Source organism: Aeribacillus sp. FSL M8-0235 (assembly GCF_038000355.1).
Lineage (GTDB): Bacteria > Bacillota > Bacilli > Bacillales > Aeribacillaceae > Aeribacillus > Aeribacillus composti.
In genome coordinates this window covers 2,274,939-2,295,625 of sequence record NZ_JBBOBW010000001.1, presented here as the reverse complement: position 1 = coordinate 2,295,625, position 20,687 = coordinate 2,274,939, and the positions used below count along the sequence as shown (strand labels likewise).

Annotated in this window: 26 protein-coding genes; 21 read left to right on the top strand and 5 right to left on the bottom strand. The window is 38.2% G+C overall.

The genetic code is table 11. From position 1 onward, the window contains the following. Positions 1-5: 5 nt before the first annotated feature. The 4 genes from ctaD to ctaG all read left to right on the top strand — a co-directional run bounded on the left by ctaD (position 6) and on the right by ctaG (position 3,903). Positions 6-1,874 carry a cytochrome c oxidase subunit I gene (gene ctaD / locus NSQ71_RS11045; RefSeq protein ID WP_339196681.1) on the top strand — a complete coding sequence of 623 codons (1,869 nt, stop codon included), beginning with the start codon at positions 6-8 and terminating at the stop codon, positions 1,872-1,874. Further along, positions 1,874-2,497: a cytochrome c oxidase subunit III gene (gene ctaE / locus NSQ71_RS11040; RefSeq protein WP_340733948.1), complete on the top strand. Its 624-nt coding sequence runs from the start codon at positions 1,874-1,876 to the stop codon at positions 2,495-2,497. Before ctaD ends, ctaE begins: the two co-directional genes overlap by 1 nt. A 2-nt stretch (positions 2,498-2,499) precedes the next feature. Then, positions 2,500-2,829 (top strand): cytochrome c oxidase subunit IVB, encoded by a 330-nt coding sequence (gene ctaF, locus NSQ71_RS11035; RefSeq protein ID WP_063388526.1) that lies wholly within the window; start codon positions 2,500-2,502, stop codon positions 2,827-2,829. A 174-nt stretch (positions 2,830-3,003) separates the two neighbouring features. Beyond that, the gene (ctaG, locus tag NSQ71_RS11030; RefSeq protein ID WP_063388525.1) at positions 3,004-3,903 is read left to right on the top strand and encodes a cytochrome c oxidase assembly factor CtaG; all 900 of its coding nucleotides are present in this window, start codon (positions 3,004-3,006) and stop codon (positions 3,901-3,903) included. 31 nt (positions 3,904-3,934) lie between these two features. On the opposite strand, the gene NSQ71_RS11025 is transcribed toward ctaG, so the two are convergent. Beyond that, positions 3,935-4,294 carry a YugN family protein gene (locus NSQ71_RS11025; protein ID WP_063388524.1) on the bottom strand — a complete coding sequence of 120 codons (360 nt, stop codon included), beginning with the start codon at positions 4,292-4,294 and terminating at the stop codon, positions 3,935-3,937. 200 nt (positions 4,295-4,494) lie between these two features. On the opposite strand from NSQ71_RS11025, the gene NSQ71_RS11020 reads away from it, so the two are divergent. The 7 genes from NSQ71_RS11020 to NSQ71_RS10990 all read left to right on the top strand — a co-directional run bounded on the left by NSQ71_RS11020 (position 4,495) and on the right by NSQ71_RS10990 (position 8,149). Then, positions 4,495-4,851, top strand: coding sequence for a CBS domain-containing protein (locus tag NSQ71_RS11020; protein ID WP_340733947.1), 357 nt, complete (start codon positions 4,495-4,497; stop codon positions 4,849-4,851). A gap of 136 nt (positions 4,852-4,987) precedes the next feature. After that, positions 4,988-6,019, top strand: a complete 1,032-nt coding sequence (locus NSQ71_RS11015; protein WP_340734428.1) for a CAP domain-containing protein — start codon at positions 4,988-4,990, stop codon at positions 6,017-6,019. Positions 6,020-6,101: 82 nt separating this feature from the next. Then, complete coding sequence (locus NSQ71_RS11010) at positions 6,102-6,476, top strand: YlbD family protein (RefSeq protein WP_063388521.1); 375 nt, start codon at positions 6,102-6,104, stop codon at positions 6,474-6,476. A gap of 5 nt (positions 6,477-6,481) precedes the next feature. Continuing rightward, positions 6,482-6,718, top strand: coding sequence for a YlbE-like family protein (locus NSQ71_RS11005; protein ID WP_063388520.1), 237 nt, complete (start codon positions 6,482-6,484; stop codon positions 6,716-6,718). Positions 6,719-6,899: 181 nt separating this feature from the next. Continuing rightward, positions 6,900-7,337: a hypothetical protein gene (locus NSQ71_RS11000; protein WP_063388519.1), complete on the top strand. Its 438-nt coding sequence runs from the start codon at positions 6,900-6,902 to the stop codon at positions 7,335-7,337. A gap of 64 nt (positions 7,338-7,401) precedes the next feature. Beyond that, positions 7,402-7,842, top strand: a complete 441-nt coding sequence (locus NSQ71_RS10995; protein WP_063388518.1) for a YlbF family regulator — start codon at positions 7,402-7,404, stop codon at positions 7,840-7,842. Between the two features lie 34 nt (positions 7,843-7,876). Beyond that, positions 7,877-8,149 (top strand): YlbG family protein, encoded by a 273-nt coding sequence (locus NSQ71_RS10990; protein WP_063388517.1) that lies wholly within the window; start codon positions 7,877-7,879, stop codon positions 8,147-8,149. A gap of 30 nt (positions 8,150-8,179) precedes the next feature. Here NSQ71_RS10990 and NSQ71_RS10985 read toward each other — a convergent pair whose 3' ends face one another. After that, entirely contained in the window at positions 8,180-8,569 is a 390-nt protein-coding gene (locus NSQ71_RS10985) for a DUF7147 family protein (RefSeq protein WP_130156241.1), read from the bottom strand. Positions 8,570-8,977: 408 nt separating this feature from the next. Here NSQ71_RS10985 and rsmD point away from each other — a divergent pair, with 408 nt between their 5' ends. After that, entirely contained in the window at positions 8,978-9,529 is a 552-nt protein-coding gene (gene rsmD, locus NSQ71_RS10980; RefSeq protein WP_340733946.1) for a 16S rRNA (guanine(966)-N(2))-methyltransferase RsmD, read from the top strand. A gap of 21 nt (positions 9,530-9,550) precedes the next feature. Then, complete coding sequence (gene coaD / locus NSQ71_RS10975; RefSeq protein WP_063388514.1) at positions 9,551-10,045, top strand: pantetheine-phosphate adenylyltransferase; 495 nt, start codon at positions 9,551-9,553, stop codon at positions 10,043-10,045. 40 nt (positions 10,046-10,085) lie between these two features. Here coaD and ylbJ read toward each other — a convergent pair whose 3' ends face one another. After that, the gene (gene ylbJ, locus NSQ71_RS10970; RefSeq protein WP_094246100.1) at positions 10,086-11,306 is read right to left on the bottom strand and encodes a sporulation integral membrane protein YlbJ; all 1,221 of its coding nucleotides are present in this window, start codon (positions 11,304-11,306) and stop codon (positions 10,086-10,088) included. 153 nt (positions 11,307-11,459) lie between these two features. On the opposite strand from ylbJ, the gene NSQ71_RS10965 reads away from it, so the two are divergent. Together NSQ71_RS10965 and NSQ71_RS10960 are read left to right on the top strand one after the other, a co-directional pair. Continuing rightward, entirely contained in the window at positions 11,460-12,254 is a 795-nt protein-coding gene (locus NSQ71_RS10965; RefSeq protein WP_063388513.1) for a patatin-like phospholipase family protein, read from the top strand. Continuing rightward, the gene (locus NSQ71_RS10960) at positions 12,244-13,266 is read left to right on the top strand and encodes a SepM family pheromone-processing serine protease (protein WP_340733945.1); all 1,023 of its coding nucleotides are present in this window, start codon (positions 12,244-12,246) and stop codon (positions 13,264-13,266) included. The genes NSQ71_RS10965 and NSQ71_RS10960 overlap by 11 nt, the downstream gene beginning before the upstream one ends. On the opposite strand, the gene NSQ71_RS10955 is transcribed toward NSQ71_RS10960, so the two are convergent. Next, complete coding sequence (locus NSQ71_RS10955) at positions 13,263-14,489, bottom strand: nucleotidyltransferase (protein ID WP_066251837.1); 1,227 nt, start codon at positions 14,487-14,489, stop codon at positions 13,263-13,265. The genes NSQ71_RS10960 and NSQ71_RS10955 overlap by 4 nt on opposite strands. Positions 14,490-14,624: 135 nt before the next feature. Between NSQ71_RS10955 and NSQ71_RS10950 the strand changes: the two genes are divergently transcribed. The 4 genes from NSQ71_RS10950 to NSQ71_RS10935 all read left to right on the top strand — a co-directional run bounded on the left by NSQ71_RS10950 (position 14,625) and on the right by NSQ71_RS10935 (position 18,750). Next, on the top strand, positions 14,625-15,149 hold the full coding sequence (locus NSQ71_RS10950) for a YceD family protein (protein ID WP_063388510.1): 525 nt from the start codon (positions 14,625-14,627) through the stop codon (positions 15,147-15,149). 28 nt (positions 15,150-15,177) lie between these two features. Further along, on the top strand, positions 15,178-15,351 hold the full coding sequence (gene rpmF, locus NSQ71_RS10945; RefSeq protein WP_063388509.1) for a 50S ribosomal protein L32: 174 nt from the start codon (positions 15,178-15,180) through the stop codon (positions 15,349-15,351). Positions 15,352-16,131: 780 nt separating this feature from the next. Further along, positions 16,132-16,725 (top strand): RsfA family transcriptional regulator, encoded by a 594-nt coding sequence (locus tag NSQ71_RS10940; protein WP_339196664.1) that lies wholly within the window; start codon positions 16,132-16,134, stop codon positions 16,723-16,725. Between the two features lie 255 nt (positions 16,726-16,980). Next, entirely contained in the window at positions 16,981-18,750 is a 1,770-nt protein-coding gene (locus NSQ71_RS10935) for an IS1182 family transposase (protein WP_445684709.1), read from the top strand. Here the strand turns inward: NSQ71_RS10935 and NSQ71_RS10930 are convergent. Then, a complete protein-coding gene (locus tag NSQ71_RS10930; RefSeq protein WP_063388507.1) occupies positions 18,728-19,207 on the bottom strand; it encodes an N-acetyltransferase in 480 nt (159 codons plus the stop codon). The genes NSQ71_RS10935 and NSQ71_RS10930 overlap by 23 nt on opposite strands. A 188-nt stretch (positions 19,208-19,395) precedes the next feature. On the opposite strand from NSQ71_RS10930, the gene NSQ71_RS10925 reads away from it, so the two are divergent. Together NSQ71_RS10925 and NSQ71_RS10920 are read left to right on the top strand one after the other, a co-directional pair. Next, positions 19,396-20,280: a 2-dehydropantoate 2-reductase gene (locus tag NSQ71_RS10925; RefSeq protein WP_339196661.1), complete on the top strand. Its 885-nt coding sequence runs from the start codon at positions 19,396-19,398 to the stop codon at positions 20,278-20,280. Further along, positions 20,280-20,663 (top strand): DUF3397 family protein, encoded by a 384-nt coding sequence (locus tag NSQ71_RS10920; protein ID WP_340733943.1) that lies wholly within the window; start codon positions 20,280-20,282, stop codon positions 20,661-20,663. Before NSQ71_RS10925 ends, NSQ71_RS10920 begins: the two co-directional genes overlap by 1 nt. The last annotated feature ends 24 nt before the right edge of the window (positions 20,664-20,687 follow it).

Sequence of the window (20,687 nt, the reverse complement as noted above, 5' to 3'; positions counted from 1 at the left end):
ACATCGTGAGTACGTTAGCTCGGAAAAAAGGGTTCTGGCCAACGGTTTGGGACTATTTGACAACTGTTGACCATAAAAAGATTGCCATCCTTTATTTAATCGCTGGAGGACTCTTTTTTGTAATTGGTGGAATTGAAGCGCTTTTGATGCGTATTCAATTGGCCATTCCAGAAAATGACTTTGTCAGTGCAGGTACGTTTAACGAATTGATGACAATGCACGGTACAACGATGATATTTTTAGCAGCTACGCCGTTATTGTTTGCATATATGAACGCAGTTGTTCCACTCCAAATTGGGGCTCGTGACGTTGCGTTTCCGTTTTTGAATTCTTTAGGCTTTTGGTTGTTTTTCTTTGGCGGTGTTTTCTTAAATTTAAGCTGGTTTTTAGGCGGGGCACCTGATGCTGGCTGGACGGCATACGCATCAGTGGCCTTGAATTCTCCTGGACATGGAGTAGACTTTTATATACTTGGCTTGCAAATTTCCGGTATAGGAACATTGATCGCCGGGATCAACTTTATTGTTACGATTATTAATATGCGTGCTCCCGGAATGACATACATGCGGATGCCATTGTTTACATGGACTACATTTGTGTCGTCATCGCTCATTTTGTTTGCGTTTCCTCCGCTAACTGTTGGAATTGCGCTTTTAATGTTTGACCGTTTATTTGGCGGGAACTTTTTCAATCCGGCTTTAGGCGGGAATACGATCATTTATGAACATATTTTCTGGATTTTTGGGCACCCTGAAGTTTACATTTTAGTTTTGCCGGCATTCGGAATTTTTTCGGAAATTATTCCAACTTTTGCTCGGAAAAGATTGTTTGGGTATACATCAATGGTGTTTGCAACAGTATTGATCGGATTTTTAGGATTCATGGTGTGGGCGCACCACATGTTTACAACAGGTCTTGGTCCGATTGCCAATGCGATTTTTGCGGTTGCAACTATGACAATTGGTGTGCCGACAGGAATTAAAGTGTTTAACTGGCTCTTTACGATGTGGGGCGGAAGCATCCGCTTTACGACACCGATGCTTTATGCAGTCGGTTTTATTCCATCATTTGTTATGGGTGGTGTGACTGGAGTCATGCTCGCTGCTGCTCCAGCCGATTATCAATACCATGATACTTACTTTGTTGTTGCACACTTCCACTACGTAATCGTTGGTGGTATCGTATTTGCTATTTTAGCTGCTGCCCATTATTGGTGGCCAAAAATGTTTGGAAAAATGTTAAATGAGACGCTTGGTAAAATAACATTTGTATTATTTTTCATCGGTTTCCATTTAACGTTCTTTATCCAGCATTTCCTTGGTTTAATGGGAATGCCGCGCCGCGTGTTCACATTCTTATCAGGCCAAGGCTTTGACACTGGAAACTTGATCAGTACAATAGGTGCGGTTCTGATGGGGGTAGCAGTAGTCGTTCTCTTGATCAATGTTGTGGTTACTTCTGTGAAGGGAGAAAAAGTAGGTGCAGATCCTTGGGAAGATGGACGTTCACTAGAGTGGGCAGTCGCATCACCTCCACCTGAATACAACTTTAAACAAACTCCGCTTGTTCGAGGATTAGATCCTTTATGGATTGAAAAAATGGAGGGCAAAAAAGGCTTAACACCTGCTGAACCGCTAAGTGATATTCATATGCCGAACTCTTCAATCTTGCCGTTTTTTATTTCATTAGGCTTATTCATTGCCGCTTTCGGCCTCATGTACCACAATGACTATTCGTGGGGTGTGCCGGTTGCGATTATCGGCTTTGTCATTACGTTCGGTACGATGTTTTTACGCTCGGTTATTGATGACCACGGATACCATATTCATAAAGAGGATCTTTTAAAAGATGATAATGGGGGGGTTCGGGCATAATGCAAGTAGAAGAAAAATTAACGGCTGAAACGTTTCCTGAGCAGCCAGAAAAGGCCACCCTCGAAGGGAAAAATAAGTTTATAGGTTTTTGGGTTTTCTTAGGCGGCGAAACTGTGTTGTTTGCCACGTTGTTTGCTACGTTTCTTGCGTTGAGAAATTCCACCGCTGGTGGAGCCTCAACGCAGGAGCTCTTTGATATCAAATTAGTATTTGTAGCGACAATGCTCTTATTAACAAGCAGTTTGACAAGTGTCTATGCAATTTATCATATGAAAAACTTTCAATTTGGCAAAATGCAGTTCTGGTTTGGTGTCACCGTATTATTAGGTCTTGCATTCTTAATTTTGGAAATTTATGAATTTAATCATTACATGCATGAATTTGAATTTAAGTTGACAAGCAGTGCGCTTGGTTCAGCCTTTTACACATTGGTAGGAACGCACGGTGCGCACGTTGCCTTCGGGCTTCTCTGGATCACAACGCTGATGATTCGAAATGCAAAACGCGGATTAAACTTATACAACGCTCCTAAATATTACGTCGCAAGCCTTTATTGGCACTTTATCGACGTTGTTTGGGTATTTATATTCACAGTTGTATACTTAATGGGAATGGTGGGATAACGATGGTGAGTGAAAATTCTCGTAACCCAAAAGTTGATTTAGCGTTTCGCCGCAAAAAAAATGCGGAAGAAATGAAGCACCAAGTCGTTTCATTTGCGTTAATGATCTTTTTAACGATTGTAGCTTTTATTACAGTAGGATATGATGGAATCGACGAATGGTTGAAAGTTCCATTTATTGTACTGCTTGCATGCATTCAAGTCATTTTTCAGCTATATTATTTCATGCATATGAATCATAAAGGACATGAAGGACCACAGTTTTTCATATGGTCAGGTATTTTTGTCACATTTCTGACGGTTCTTGCCTTTATGACAATTGTCTGGTGGTAAAATACTCTTTATGGAAGCAATCAGTTTTAACTGGTTGCTTCTTTTTTTAAAGGCAATATAAATCTGCTTGCTGAAAGAAATGCAAATTCATAGAACGTTCATTGAAAAAAGAAAAGGAAAGCATGTATAATGAAATGGAATCGACTAGATCGATGATTGAAAGGATTGATTCAGTTGAGTTTAGATATATTTGGCTTTCGCGCTATGTGGAGTCCGCTGTTTTTTATATTTTGTGTTATTTTAATTGTGCTTTACTTATTATTAACCGATTCGCTTCGTCACTATTTTAAAAATTCTGAACCGGTCAGCCTAAAACAAAAATTAGTGTTTATATTGGCAATCGTTCTCCTTTATGTCAGCAAAGGAAGCCCGCTTGATTTGCTGGGGCACATTACATTTACAGGGCATATGGCTTCAATGGCAATTTTGTTTTTAATCGTAGCACCGCTTTTGATTATCGGCGTTCCTGAATGGTTATGGAAGGCTGTTATGGAAAAGCCGGTCATAAAACCTGTTGTAAAATTTTTCACTAAACCGATATTGGCTATGATTTTGTTTAATTTATTTTTTTCCTTGTATCATGTTCCGTTTATTTTCGATACATTAAAATCAAATTATATTTATCATGAGGCGGCTACTACTTTTATTTTCGTTTTTGCCTTTTTTATGTATTGGCCATTGATTGGAAAAAGTCCAAATTGGCATCCAATTGGGGGTCTGAAAAAAATTGCCTACATTTTAGGAAACAGCGTTTTAATCACACCAGCCTGCGGTTTAATCATTTTTGCAGGTGCGCCGCTGTTTGAAACATATTCGAATCCGGAGGCGTGGGTAAAGACTTTAAGCTTATGTGTTCCTTCTGATACGTTGGCTGGGTTGTCTTTGTCAGGCCCGCAAATGTTTAGCGGAATGCCGCTGCTTGAGGATCAGCAGCTTGGCGGCATTATTATGAAAGTGATCCAAGAGCTTGTGTACGGAACATTTTTAGCTCATGTATTTTTTGAATGGGCGAAAAAAGAAAGAGAAAAAGACGACATCGATGTGCAAAATTTGTCTCCTGAACCAAATAAATAAAAAAAACTGCAGGTTATTTGCCTGCAGTTTTTCAAACAGTTAAGCTTTCAATCGCTTCTTTTGCCCGCTTTAACAGTTTTTCGCTCGACTCAACGATGACAGCTGGAAAATGTTCATCCTCTCCATATTCGACACCATGAGGATAATAATGTTTCCCTAATATTGGAGTTAGCAATTTAATAAGTGCGTAGCGGCCTCCCACATCGCCTTCAATACAATATCCTTGTACTCTTAAATAAAAAACATCGCCCTTATGCTCAAATTTCTTGTCAAACGTCACACGGTCATAATCCCATTGGCCGGCAAGGATAAAACCTAATTCTGACAACGCATCCTTAAGGTGAGACAATTCCACCGTCAGCCCTTCCAGGCCGATTTGTTCAAATTTCATATGTATTTCCCTCCTAAGCGCTTCGAACAAAAAATTGATTTCTCTCTACTGTTTAATAATAGTATGAATAATTAAAACATGCAATGTTATATATATAGCATTTACACAATGTTCAAATAAAATTCGGTATTCAAATGGAGACCGAATAAAGAAAATCGAAATTTCCCATAATAGATCAAAAAGCATAAGAGGTGTCCTCATTGAAAAAGGTAAAGGAAATTATGTCAACAAATTGTATTTTTTGCACACCGTTAGATAATGTGTTTGAAGCGGCTGTGAAAATGAAAGAGTCAAATGCTGATGCCGTTTTAATCGTTGAAAATAATCAATTAGCAGGAATCATAACCGATCGTGATCTTGTGACAAAAGGAATTGCAGAAAAACGTCCTGGTTCTACGAAAATTACGGATGTAATGAACGACGATGTTGTTACGATCACTCCTGATGCATCAGCAGAAGACGCAGCTGAGATGCTTGCAGCCCATCATATTCATCATTTGCCGGTTGTTGAGGATGGAAAGGTTGTTGGCATTATAACAGAACGTTGTTTTACATGATGAGAAGACAAAAACTACACCATTAAAAATGAGAGAAATGAATTTTTCATGAAATGTTTGCAAAATTTCCCCATTTTTGATTAAAATGACTTAAAACAGTATATATAAGAAACAAAGAAAGAAGAGGGGAATTGAACTGAAAAGAGTTACAAGAATTATATTGATATTTGTAATTATTACATTAACATATATCGTATATGTCACCTTTCAAAAGGAACCAGTACTGCCTCCGGAACAGCAAAATTTTCAAGAGAAAACGGACAAAGAAATAAAAGTGGGGGAAGGAGTTATCTCATTTGTCGGAAGATCTTCCAAAGAAGTACTAAAAACTTTTGGCAAACCTGATCGGATTGATCCATCAAGATATGATTATGAATGGTGGATATACCGAGATGATTTGCAGCAATACAAGCAATTCGGTGTTTTAAACGGAAAGGTCGTTACAGTTTTTGCTATTGGAAAAGAAGTAAATGTAGATCCGTTTCAAATTGGCCAGCCGTCTACCCAAGTATTTCATATTGTCGCTCCCAATTCATTTGTCACAGCAGATATTGGTTTAAACTCATACCGGTTCGAGCTGTCGGAAGATGATCTGAATGTCAGGCCGACAGTCCGTTTGAATGATGATCTTTATGTTCAGTTGTATATGGATAAATTCACTGGAACGTTATCGAGCATTAGAGCTTTTGATGTTCAAACATTAGTAAAACAGCGTCCATATGAAGTTGTATATAGAGGCGAGCTTTTAGCGGCAGAGCCTATAACAGAGGAAGAGCAGCGGAAAATTGAATACGGGGAAGAACAACAAATTGTTGACATAACAAATGTAATTCGAACAATAAATGGTTTAAGTCCTCTTAAGCAGGAAGAAAGCACAGCGAGAGTCGCTTATTCTCACAGCAAGGAAATGAGTGAAAAAGGATATTTTTCTCATGTGTCGCCTGAGAGAGGCTCTCTTTCCGATCGTTTGACATCGGCTGGGGTTCATTTTGAAATGGCTGGTGAAAATATTGCGCATGGATATATGGATGGAATTGACGTGGTCGAAGGCTGGCTGAATAGTGAAGGACACCGAAAAACGCTTCTTGATGAACGGTTCACACATATAGGGGTAGGAGTGTATGAAAAATTTTATACGCAAAATTTTATTGCAAAGCGAGCCAAATGAAGAGGCTCGCTTTTTCATTTTATCACCAATTTTTCCGTTATCGATATATTAAATATAAGAAAAACGTTTATGAGGTGATCGCATGAAAACAAAATCGTTATCAAAACTCGAATTGTTTAAACAATTTATTAAAAAACATCCAAAATTAATAGAAGAAGTCCGCAAAGAAAAGAAAACATGGAAGGAGATTTATGAAGATTGGCAGCTTTTAGGTGAGGAAGATCCTTTGTGGAATAAATACCGATCAAACAGTATGAAAAGCCGTAAACATCAACAAGGTGACTTTCTGAAAAATATTTTACAAACTTTTCAGCATTTAGATGTGGAGACGGTAAACGAACATTTATATAAAATGAATGATGCGATTTCAACCATTCAAAATCTTTTAAAAGAGATCGAGAGCAGCCGCAAATCAGATCCGAATCATTCGCATCCCTTATCGTTTAGAAAGGATTAATAACGATGAGAAAGGACTTGTATTTATATATTCAACAAAATCCCCTTTTAAAGCAATACATTCGCGAAAAGCCATATTGGTACCGCACCTTGACTAGACATCCTGAATTTCTTGAGAAAATGGAAATTAGCATGGCAAATGACTATTATCTAACTCTGCCGCATAAAATAGAAAAATTTTCGAATTCTATTCAAATGATGTCGATGATGCTGGCGATGCTGCAAGCATTTCGCGAAAATTAACGGTTCAAATGTGTTTGTACGAAAGCAATCATTTTTCCTAATGGAATGAAAAAAACGGGTTTTTGTTTGTATTCCGCATTCAGCAGCTTCCGAATTTGTGAATGACGCGTCAGCGTCTTTTTTATTTTTAAGCACATGTTTTTACATAAAGTGTTGAAAATATATGAAAAAGGAGGCATCAATGATTATGCAAATGAAATGGCTCGCAATGCTGACGCTTCTCACGGTTATGGCGGCTTGTTCCCCAGAAAAACCGGTACCGGAAGGAAATAAAAAAGACAGCATCGTTCCGACAGAAATTCATGAATCCGACAGAAATGCCATTGAAACGATGAACAGCCAAATAAGAAAATTTCAAGTTCGTCATCATGTAGAAGGAAACAACGTTTATGTAGAATGCTATGTGCCTGATTTTACATTTAACGGTGAACGGAACACGAAAAAAGAAGGAGAAGGTCATATCGTATTATATATTGATGGAAAGAAAAAAAGTGATATTTATTCTGCTGCATTTATTATAAAAGGATTGTCTAAAGGGCGGCACACAATTAACCTGGAATTAGTATATAATGATTCAACCAGCTATCAATTGAAAAAAGAATGGATTGTAAATATATGAGAAACGCAGGCGTTGTAAATAAGATGATGTTCGTGCTACAATCAATATTGGAGGTGTGATCTTAATGGTTACGTCAATGGAAAGCGTTCTGCTTTTAGATGAAGCGGAAGCTTTAGCAAAAATGATAACAGAATCAGAACTTGCGATCGAATATCGGCGTTCATTATATAATTTGCAAAATGATCAAGAAGCTCAAACAATCATTCAAAAATTTGTCAAAATAAAAGAGCAATACGAGGATGTCATGAGATTTGGCAAATATCATCCTGATTATAATCGAATTAAAAGCGAAATGAGGGAAATTAAAAGAGAACTTGATTTAAATGATAAAGTCGCTGCATTTAAAAAAGCGGAAAAAGAAATTCAAAAACTTCTCGATGAAATCAGCATGTATATCGGACGAGCTGTTTCAACAGCCATTAAAGTTCCGACTGGAAACCCTTATTTTGAAATGATGCCTAGCTGTGGATGCGCATCAGGCGGAGCATGCGGCTGTTCAGCTTAAACGGGTTTAGAAGCAAAGGAAAAGGAGAATCGGGATGTTTGAAAAAAGACAAGGAATTATTGTTTGGCTGCATTCTTTAAAATATGTAAAAAGTTTGCGGAAATTTGGAAACATTCATTATGTTTCAAAAAAAATGAAATATGTTGTTCTTTATTGTGATAGAGAACAAATAGACGAAATAATGGACACCATTGCATCATTTTCTTTCGTAAAAAGGGTCGAACCTTCTTACAGGCCGCTTTTAAAAATTGAATTTGAATCAAAAGTGGATAAAGCAAAAGAATATGATTATAAAATTGGATTATAAATAGGACAGCCGAGAATTTAGGCTGTCCTACTATTGTAAAGAAGGTATGTATCGGTTCATCCGCAATATGCCGATTAAATGCTGGTAATACAATTCAACATCAGAAAATTGGTCTGAAGGCTTTACAACAAGCTCGATCAGCTCATGACCATATGTTTCGGCAGCCTGTTGAAAAAGTTCAAATCGTTTGTTCGTTTTTTTCTGCGGATTTGGGATCCCTTCCCGGCAAATATAAAGAGGCTGGAAATCACCTATCTCCGTCGGTTTTAACACAATGACGAACGAACAAACCTCTTTTCCATTTTTTACTGTATAAAGGACTAGAAAGTGCGAAATCCGGTCTTGATTTCTTTTTGCGATCTCCAATAATTCGTATATATCTGAATATCCTTCTCCTAGTTCAATAAATCGCTGGATCATTTTTATCCTTCCTCCAATGGGTATTTGGTTGCTAAATTCATAAGCTAAATGTATTGCGCTTTTGTCCGTAAATAAATGTATCATGAAAATGGAAGAATTGAAAGAATAAAAAAAAGCCTGCAGATTGGATCTGCAGGATCCTTCCTAGCTTTGAAGCAAAATCTTCAAAGCAGAAGGGAAAGGGAGAGGAGAAACCGGAGGAAGAACTTATGGGGAAACGTAAGTCTTCTCCGCGGTTGGCAACAACACCATCACAACTGATGTTGTCACTTTCATTATGGTCAATTGGCAAAAAATTATACTCGCTTCTGCAAAAAAACAGCTGTCAAATTTAATTGATGATCTTACATTTTCTATGTTAATATTATTCCGAGCCAAAAGGAATTTTGTCAAGTTGTGGTGAATGGTATGAGAGTGGTTTCCGGTGCATTAAAAGGACGAGCATTAAAAGCGGTTCCTGGAAAGACGACAAGACCGACGACAGATAAAGTAAAAGAAGCAATATTTAACATGATCGGACCATATTTTGAAGGGGGACTTGCTTTAGATTTGTTTGCCGGCAGCGGCAGTCTTGGAATAGAAGCTTTATCAAGAGGGATAGAATGCTCTATTTTTATTGATAAAGATTTGAAAGCGATTCAAACGATTCGAGAGAATTTAGAAAATTTAAAGTTAAACGACTGTTCTGAAGTATATCGCACCAGCGCTGATCAAGCGTTAAAAGCTGTCAGCAAACGCGGGCTGAAGTTTCGGATCATATTTCTGGATCCGCCTTATAAAAAACAAAAATTAGAATCTATTCTAAAGGTAATTCATGAGCAGTCTTTATTGTCAACGGATGGTGTCGTTGTGTGCGAGCATAGCTATGAAGTAACATTGCCAGACCAAGTTTTATCACTTGCAAAAACGAAGTCTGAGAGATATGGTATAACAAGTGTATCTTTGTATCAAAATGTTTGAAGTCGGATGGGGGTATTTATTTTGGCAAGCATTGCAGTCTGTCCGGGAAGCTTTGATCCCGTTACATATGGACATTTAGACATCATAAAGCGGGGGGCAAATGTATTTGAAAAAGTGTATGTTTGCGTTTTAAACAATTCTTCAAAAAAGCCGCTATTTACTGTAGAAGAAAGATGTGAACTGCTGAGAAAGGTAACGGGCAACTTACCAAACGTATACATTGAATCCTTTCAAGGGCTGCTCGTTGATTATGCGAGAAGCAAAAATGCGAACGCTATATTGAGAGGCCTTCGGGCTGTTTCTGATTTTGAATATGAAATGCAAATCACTTCAGTGAACAGAGTGCTGGATGAAAATATAGAAACTTTTTTTATGATGACAAACAATCAGTATTCGTTTTTAAGTTCTAGTATTGTTAAAGAAGTCGCTAAATACGGCGGAAAAGTTTCTGAGCTTGTACCGTATGAAGTGGAAGAAGCATTAAAGAAAAAATATGAGCATATGTATAAAAAATAATTTTTTGAGGTTCGGAAAATTTTGGTTTCCGAACCTTTTCTTATGTTCCACTTTTATTTCTTAAACGAAAGTAATAAATCAAAATATACACAATGAGCGTGCAAATCGTGATAACGGGGCCGACTTTGGAAAGGAGCAGCCAATACTCCGTGAGAAAGCTTGGAGTTTTTTCAAATATAAATGCCGGTGCATAACCTTCATTCTTTGACAATAGATCGATATATAAAGGCTTGAATAAGATCAAAGCAGAGAGGCTTGAAAAAATCCCTTGCATAATGCGGGCGAAGAAAAAAGGCTTAAAGCGGATGTCTGTTTCTGCTAAAATGCTTGCCACTTGTGCTTGAACGGAGAAGCCGCTGAATGCCAATATAAAGCTTGTGATGATCACCTTATCCAGCATGGCGGCTTGTGCCTGGCTTGTAAGCTGGCTACCTAATGTTATTTCAAACAGTCCGGAAAAAAACGGAACGGAAAGCTCAGTCGGTATATGAACAAGAATAAACAAAGACGATATGAAAGTTGCTGCTATGTCCGCCACATGAACGATGCTTAAAATTTGATTTAATACCGAAAACAAAATGATAAAGCCCCCGATGACGAGCAGCGTTTGGACAGAATTGAGAACGGCATCCCCGATCATTTTTCCAAGAGGTTTTTCATTTTGCATTCTCATTTCGTGCATAAGCTGAAACGCTTTTTTAAATGATGGCTTCGAATGTACTGTTTCCTTTTGCGGCTTTTTTTCATCTTTTCCCCAAAATCTCATCGTTAGCCCGACGAAAACATTTCCTAAATAATGCGAAACGGCCAGCAGCAATCCGAGATTTTTATCTTGAAAAAAACCTATTGACACAGCTCCGAAAATAAATAGCGGATTTGAAGAGTTGGAAAAAGACACAAGCCTTTCCGCTTCATGTCTTGAGATCTGGTTTTCTTGTCTTAATCTTGCAGTTAATTTTGCCCCGGCGGGGAATCCGGAAGCCATCCCCATTGCCCAAACGAATCCCCCTGCTCCTGGAACTTTAAAAACGGGCCGCATAAGTGGTTCTAAAAACACGCCGATAAAACGGACCACACCGATTGATATAAGAATTTCCGAGACAATAAAAAAAGGCAGCAAGGAAGGAAAAACAATGTTCCACCACATATGTAATCCCCGCTTTGATGCCTCAAGTGAGGCGTCAGGAAAAAAAATAATCGCGCAGGTGATAAAGAAAATAACGGTTGCGTATAAAGCAGTTTTAATTTTTGCCTCTTTCAATTGTTATGCCCCCTATTGAAAACTGCACACGTATAAGCTGACATGATAGAATGAATAAGAGATTTTCGTACAACCTATAATTCAATATACGTGAATAGGGTGGCATTTTAGACCATATGATGAATAACAAATTCATGAAAGGGGGCTCCGTTTATGCCGAAACATCCAACAATTGGTGTGGCGTTAGGTTCCGGGGGAGCTAGAGGGTTTGCTCATCTGGGTGTTTTGAAAGTGTTGAAGCAGCATGAAATACCGATTGATATGATTTCCGGTTCGAGCATGGGGGCCCTTGTAGGAAGCTTTTATGCCTCAGGCTTAACTGTTGAACAAATGTATAAATTGGCGGCAGCATTTAAACGAAAATATTTTATCGATGTGACCGTTCCAAAAATGGGGTTTATTCAAGGAGACCGCATTAAACAGTTAATTCGAATTTTTACCCGAAATCAAAATATAGAAGATTTGCCGATTCCTTTAGCGGTCGTTGCAACCGATTTAAATGAAGGGAAAAAAGTTGTTTTTCGAAAAGGTCCTGTTGCGGATGCCGTTCGGGCAAGCATTTCGATTCCGGGAATTTTTGTTCCTTTTTCTTATAACGGCTCGTTATTAGTTGACGGAGGAGTGATTGAACGGGTTCCCGTTTCAGCGGTGAAAGAAATGGGGGCTGATATCGTAATAGCGGTCGATGTATCACATGTCAAAAAAGAAGCTCGCATTCAGTCCATTTTTGATGTCATTATGCGGAGTTTAGACATTATGCAAAATGAGTTAGCGCAGCATCGAATAACATCAGATGTAGTGATCTGCCCGCGTGTTGAACATTTTCACAGCGGAGCGTTTACGAAAATTGATGAAATTATTAAACTCGGTGAAGAGGAAGCAACGAAACATATTGATGAGATCAAGAATAAGATCAACCAATGGAAGGAGACCAATCATGAAAAGTAAACGCATTATTATTTCTCTTATCATCAGCATCATTGTCGCACTCTCCGGTTCCTTCATCAAGCTCCCTTATTATATTACAAAACCGGGATTGGTCAATGATTTATCCAATATGATTCATGTTGAAAACGGATATAAGGAAGAGGGCAGCTTTTCGTTAACAACAGTCCGTTTCGGGAGAGCAACATTATTTACGTATTTATGGGCAAAAATGCAGAATGATTATGAGATTATGCCGATTCAACATGTCCACCAAGAAGATGAATCTGATGAGGAATATATAAAACGTCAAATACATATAATGGAAGCTTCACAAAAAGCTGCGATTGCCATCGCCTATAAAGAAGCCGGCAAAAAAATTACTATTCAAAATAATGGCGTTACAGTATTGGAGGTTATGAAAGAAGTACCGGCAAGGGAAAAATTAAAAGTTGGCGACCGAATCGTCGAAGCCGATGGAATGAATATAAAAACTTCAGAGCAATTCACTGATTATTTAAAAGGGAAGAAAAAAGGCGATCATATATCACTAAAAATAAACAGAGATGGAAAAATAATTGAAACATCAGTAGAACTTGTCCAAATTCCTGGTTATCCTAATAAAACGGGTCTCGGTGTTGGCGTCGTGACGGATAAAAAATTGACGACTTCACCAGGTATTACTATCAATACAAAAGATATCGGCGGTCCTTCAGCAGGTCTGATGATGGCTCTTGAAATTTACGATCAGCTGACGGAAACGGATTTAACAAAAGGATTAGAAATTGCTGGAACAGGAACGATTAATGAAAAAGGGGAGATAGGTCCGATCGGCGGCATTTCACAAAAAGTGATAGCAGCAGACCGTGCTGGGATTGATATATTTTTTGCCCCTAACGAAAACGGAAAGAGAGGCTCCGATTATGAAGAAGCGCTGAAGACACGAGACTCCATTCATTCTGATATGAAAATCATACCGGTGGATACATTTGATGATGCCGTCCATTATTTAGAAACAATGAGGACTTCCGGTTAAGGAAGCCCGTAACGTATAGGAGGCATTGTATACTCGAGCTTCATAAACTCGGTTGCGGCAGGTTCGTTGAGGATGAGCGCATAAACATTTGTCGCTCTGAGATCCATTTCCAATACATCTGAAGAATAGGACGAAACTTTAGAAATAAGCGGCAGCTCCAACTGTTTTTTAACAGCTTGCAAATAGCTTTGCCCCCGCCCTGACATTCCGAGCAAACGAATATACGGGGCTTTTTTCGTTTTTAATATGCTCGCCATTTCTTCTTTTTTCGTATTGGTCAAAAGATAGGTGCATAATCTTTGCAATCTTGTCCATGTGTATCTTTTCGTTTTCAAGAGAGATAGAAACTGGTGGAATGATGCAGCCCTTTTAATATGGTGAACAACGCGGTGTTCCAAGCCTTCGTCCATTTCATATATTTCTTTTAATTCTGTTAAAGTTTTGGACAATATAGAATATTTTAAAAATGGAAAGTAAAGCTCCCAATCGTGAAAGGCTGAATAAGTTTGTTTATAATTCAGTAAAATGCGAAACGAACTTTCCGGAACATAATGTTTCATGGAAGACAAGTTTTGTTCATGAACAATGTTTTTTCGGATGCTTGTTGCGCTGGCAATGCTGGGGTGATGGTATGATTCATCATGGTAGCCGGCGCCAATTCTCTCGATTGTAAGAGGCTTCATCGAGCTTTTTTGTTGAACAATGGCTTTGACATATTGAAATCCTAATATATTGTTCGGTTTGCTTAAATCTAATAGCGTTTTTTCTCCGGAAGCAATTTTTTGAAAAGCAATGGAAACGGCCTTTGGATAACTGTTGCCTTTCGAAAGCGCTGTTTTCAAAAGATGAACGAAATCATCGCTTCTTTTTTCCAGCAATTCATATGTTTCAAGAAAAGCGTCAATTTTTCCGACCTCGCTTCCGAAACATAGTGAATCACAGCCAAGAGCATCTAAAATCGACACGGCGCCGCTGGCGAAAATTTCTGCGCTTTGCGTTGAAAAGGCAAACGGAAGTTCAAAAACTAGATCTGCGCCGCCTGCTAGAGCCATTTCTGTTCTCGCCCATTTTGAGACGAGTGCCGGCTCTCCCCTTTGCAAGAAATGACCGCTCATCACTGCAATGACAATATCAGCATTTGCTTTCTTCTTTGATTCGGCTAGATGGTGTAAATGACCGTTATGAAATGGGTTATATTCTACTACAATTCCGACCGCCTTCAAACTCCATCACCTTCTTTTTTTTCAATTCATCAATATATTTGTGCAATAATGCCTATATTATAGTGTAAAGGAAAAATATTGACAAATACTTATTTGAAAGCTATAATAACCTTTGTTGTCTTGAGGTGATATATGTTGAAATGGTCTGTTCATCAATTATATAAACTGCAGAAAAAAGGCTTACAAATCAATGAAGATGTCGATCTATATGATCTTGTCCAAAATCATCCTGATTTGCGGGAGATAACTCCTGTTCATGTTCAAGGACATGCAGATATAAGCTCTATGAAAGTCATCTTTCATTTAACAATTACTGGCGAAATGACGCTTCCTTGCGCAAGAACACTTGTTGATGTTAAATATCCATTTGAAATCCGCACATCGGAAACGTTTTTGTTTAGCTCCGACGAGTATGAAACGAGTGAGCAAACACATGTTGTTCAAGGAGAAGTCATTGATTTAATGCCAATCATTCATGAGCTTGTCCTTTTAGAAATTCCGCTTCAAGTGTTTAGTGATGAAGAGGAAAACAAGCAGGAAGCAGCACCTCAAGAAGGAAAGTTTTGGAAGTTAATAAAAGAGGAAGAACAACAAAACAAAATTGACCCAAGATTAGCTAGCTTAGCTAAGTTATTGGATAAGAAAGAAAATGATTCTTAAAGCATTGCTCTGTAAGGAGGTGGGAAAAATGGCAGTACCTTTTAGAAGAACATCCAAAACGAAAAAAAGATTGCGCCGTACACATTTTAAATTACAAGTTCCAGGTATGGTAGAATGTCCAAACTGCGGAGAAATGAAGCTGGCGCACCGCGTATGCAAATCTTGCGGAACATACAAAGGCAGAGAAGTAGTAAACAAATAATGAAAAGTGACCATACCCGTGTCAAGTAGACAATTTAGCTGCGGCCTTTTCTCGATATTCAGTCGGGGAAAGGCCGTTACATTTTGTGAAAGCAAATGCGGCTTAAGATCTGCTTGAACGGCTTGATCGTTTTTGGAGCTTTCTGTATTAAAGCGCGAGAAAAAGCTTTTCAATACATACATATTTTTTTCTCCTGGCACAAAGGCTTCCTTGAATCTTTGAAAATTTCTTAATCCATTCTGCAATCTGTGCATCCTCTTTATTCCTAAGGCCCCATGAAGCTGCCGAGAAAACGATCCTTCCTCTAATGTTAAGCGAACGACTTCACGAATATGAGTAGAAAATTTGTCCTTTTAGCATAAATCTCCTCCAAGCTAGACTCTAAAAAATATCCTCTTTTTTGACAGCCAGCCTGCTGGCGGAATGGGAAAAGATGTGAAGAAAATGTCGAATGCCGAATTAGAACAACCGCTTCTTCCAAATTTACTAATGCATCTCTCAATTCTCCCTCGATTTTCAAAAAAACTTTTTAGGAAGCAGAAGAAATGTCAATGAAAGAAGCACATTCTTTTTCCTTTCAACTAAAACTGTGCTTCTATCGTTTCTATTACAGGCATATATATTATTAAAAATTGCATGAAATAGTTGAGATGAGGCAAAAAGCTCGCATCACAAAATTTAGAAAAGAGAATGGAAGCAACAATTGATTTGTTACATCTCATTCTATTTTTAAAAAATCATTTTTTAAAAAAAGTCAAATCAAAACGGAGGGATGAACAAATGGCGGTGACACGGCAAGATGCATGGACAGAGGATGAAGATCTGCTCTTGAAAGAAATTGTTTTGCAGCATATTCGCGAAGGCGGAACACAACTAAAGGCTTTTGAGATCGTTGCGGAGAAACTTTCAAGAACGGCTGCTGCATGCGGTTTTCGCTGGAATTCATATTTGCGAAAAAAATATGAAACAGACATTGAACTTGCGAAACAGGAACGTAAAAAATTTAGACAGCAAAAAGAGAAGAAAAATTCCGAAAAAAAGCTGCTTCATTATGAGAAAGCAGGTGGAAGATCGGAAATCACTATCGAAGATGTGATTGCTTTTTTAAAGTCTACACAGCACCAACCGGTGAACAATCGGTTGGAAGAAGAAAATAAAAGCTTGCGTGAAAAAATCTCTTTTCTAGAACAAAAAGTAGAAGAATTTAAAAACGAAAATGAACAATTACATGAACAATTGAAGAAGATTGAAAATGAATTTTACGCTTTTATTAAAATGATGGAAAAAGTGAGGGAACGAGCAGGATTGAAAGAAGAGGCGGAGAAAGAAAAAATGAAACATAAAAAAAGACCGTTTCAGTTCGGTCAGGAATGAAAAAAGGGAGATTCTAAAAATAGATGAAACCGACAAAGCGTGCCGGTTTCATCAACTATCGACTTCTGACTTTGAAAAGGGGCTGTCCAAAAAGTCAGGGTAACTGACTTTTTGGAGCCCCTCATTTTTCACTTTTAAAAAAAATGCACAAAAAAATCGTCCTTTCTAGTAAAATGAAGTTACCACACAACATTACAGAAAGGACGATTTTTTATGAGCAATCAAATGATTACTCGTGAAAATTATAACACACAAATGACACTTCCTCTAGATGGAAAAGAAGAAAAAACTCCTGCCAAAAGAAATTTAGCCCCTACTTTCAAACCATATGACAACCGTCAAGTTCAAATGATTTATGATATTGAATCTCTTATACCCGAACATCACGTGGCACGTGTCGTGGACGAAATGGTGGAGGCGATACCAGATAAACAATTGTTTTCTCATTATAAAGGCGGCGGCAGAAGTTCCTATCATCCCAAAATGATGCTGAAAATCATTCTGTATGCTTATTCTCAAAAGGTTTATTCCTGCCGAGGAATCGAAAAACTCGTTAAAGAAAATATTCCTGCCATGTGGCTTTCAGCGATGCAACAACCAGATTTTCGCACCATTAATGAGTTCCGAGGGGAACGGATGAAAGCTTTCATGGATGAGCTCTTTGAAGTCATGATTCTCAAATTGATAAAAGAACATTACATCACGATGGAAAACTACTTTTTGGATGGCACTAAGATCGAAGCCAATGCCAATAAGTATTCTTTTGTGTGGAAAAAATCCACTTTGAAATTCGAAGAGAAATTAAAAGAAAAAATCCAAGAAACACTAAAGCACATTCATGAATTAACCCAATTAGAAGCCGGAACAGGGCAAAAGGAAAGCGATCAACATACAGAGATCACCGAACAAAACCTGGAGGAAACCGCAAAAGAAATAGAAGAAAAAGTTGAAACGCTAACGGAAGAAATCGAAAAGGAGACCGATACATCCATTCGGAAAGAGAAGCGAAAAAAACGCAGTCAATTAAAGAAATCGGTGAAACAAATTCGGGAAGATTTCCTGCCCCGAATGGCAAGATACAAAGAACAAAAGGAAATGTTCGGTGACCGTAACAGCTACTCGAAAACAGACAAAGACGCAACCTTCATGCGCATGAAAGAAGACCATATGAAAAACGGTCAGCTCAAGCCCGGATACAACGTGCAAATGGGGACAGAGAATCAGTTTATCTTGTTTTATACTATTCATCAACGACCGACCGATACACGTTGCTTTATCCCACATATGGAGAAGCTAGCCTCCAGTTCATTACCGATGCCCCAAACAGTTATTGCGGATGCAGGCTATGGTAGTGAAGAAAACTATGTATATGCAGTTGGTGATGAGAAAGAGCCCCGTTTTGAGTTTCTAATTCCTTATGGGAGCTATGTAAAAGAACAAACACGTACATACAAAAAAGACATTAAAAATGCCAAAAACTGGACCTATTGTGAAGAGGATGATTGTTTTATTTGCCCGAATGGAAGGAGAGTAACGTTTAAAAAATACCAAAACAAAAAGAATCCATCTGGCTATGAACAAAGCTTCAAAATATACGAATGTGAAGATTGTACCGATTGCCCATTGAAAGCGAAATGCACAAAAGCGAAAGGCAACCGACAAGTTCACTGGAATCCCATCTTCGAAGAAATGAAAGCAAAGGCCAAAACAGCCCTTGAATGTGAAGAGAAAGCCGCTATCTACGCTCGACGCAAAGTCGAGGCAGAAAGTGTGTTCGGTCACATCAAGGGCAATCGGTCGTTCCGCAGATTTTCTTTGCGGGGCCTCGACAAGGTACATGTTGAGTTTGGGATTGTGGCATTAGCCCACAACATACTGAAAGTAGCCGGTATCCGCCAGCTACTTTCAGATAAAAATCGAAAAAATATAAAAGCAAGTGGAGAGAAACGAATTGTTTTTCTCCACTTGCTTCATTTTAGGGACTTATCGGACAGCCCCTTTTTTAATGAGCTCCCTTTTCTTTGACAGTGACACCGTTAGGATACCAAACGAGAGGATTTTCTCCACGATCTCGTTTCATATCATACTTTACAGGGACAAAGCCCATCTTTTCCCAAAAGCCAGCCGATTTCATACGCGGATTTGTTTTTATAGGCAAGCCGAACGATTTGGCAAAATCAACTAGCGCTTTTCCATACCCTTTTCTTTGGTATTCAGGAAGCACTTCCAATTTCCATAACTCAAGATAGTCCTGTTTTGGCTCAAAATATTGATCATATTTTTTATCCACCCGATATAAACTCATCCGGGCAATTAATTTGTCTCCGTAGTAAATCCCGTAAAAGGGCGAATCGCTGTTATTTTCGATAATATTTGCTTCTAAATCCTCCAGCATGGATAATTCTTGTAAACCGTATTCTTTAAATTTTTTAAATTCCTCTAAAGTTTTATAATTGACTAATAATTTTTCCACTTTTACCATGGCGAATCTCCCCCAATTGCCGCTATAATGATAGACGCCTTTTCACTCACATTATACTAAACATAAAGAGAAAATAACATTGAAAAAATAATAAAAAAGCAAATATAATCAAATTTTTAATTATATTCAGGAAAAAGAAGAATTTTTAGTTTTTGTTTGTTATGATACATATGAGAGAGGTGGAGAACTTGAAGATCGGTGTAATTGGCGGAGGAGCTGTAGGCTTGTTAATATCGGCATACCTTAGCCGAAAACATGACATTACCCTTTATACAAAGACGGAAGAGCAGGCAATTTCGGTAAGGACAGAAGGGATACATGTCATAGGCCCGAACCCTTGGACTGCATATGTAAAATCACGTGCAGATGTATTATATAAAGAAGAAATATTAATTATTGCTGTCAAGCAATATAGTCTGCCGTCATTATTTGGAAATCTAAAGCAATTGCCGCCGAAAAAGATTGTATTTGTTCAAAACGGCATAACTCATATCGGCAGAATGAAAGAGCTTGCCCAACATGAATTGTATATAGGGGTTGTAGAGCACGGCGCCTTAAAAAAATCCCCCAATACCGTTCACCATACTGGTATTGGGAAAATTCGCATCAGCCCGTATGACGGCGGTGGGGCGCGGGAATTTATTGATCAGTTAAATACGTCTGATCCATTATTTTTGATACAATATGAAGAGGATTGGGTGCCGGTTGTATTGAAAAAACTGGCCGCCAATGCAGTTATTAATCCATTAACTGCCTTATTTCGAATGCCGAATGGCCACATCGTCAGCAATCCTTATGTTGCAAAGCTTGCCAAAAAGCTATTTCACGAAGTATGTGATGTTCTTGAAATAAATGAAAAGGATGATTTATGGGAATATATTGAAAGTATTGCAATAAAGACAAAAAACAATCGTTCATCAATGCTGTCGGATATTGAACATCATAAAAAAACAGAAATTGATTCAATATTAGGGGATCTCATTCAAAAAGGGAAAGAAAAGGGTGCTCATACTTGTACAATGGAATTTTTGTACAATGCGATTAAAGGGTTGGAAAACCAGGAGGAACGTTGATGGGAATTGTTATAGGAATCATCGCCTTTTTTGTGACGTTTCCATTGGCCGCGTGGCTGCTGTTTTTGGTTCTTTTTCGTGTTTTATTAAAGAGTAAGAAAAAATCTTTCCTTTTGAGCGTTGATGTGGCTACTGTATTTTTTGCCGTTTCATTTTGGATCAAGCTTTCTGTTATTTGGCATCATCCATCGTTTTTATGGCTGCTTTGTTTATATTTGCTGCTTTTTTTGGCGACAGCTGGACTTCAATTCGTATTCACTGACGAGATCAAATGGATGAAAGCATTGAAAATGATGTGGAGAAGCTCTTTTTTAATATTTTTTCTGCTGTCTGAGAGCATGGCGATCATCGGGGTGTTTATGTACATAATGAATCAAATGTGAATAAATAAAAGCAAAATTTTTTTG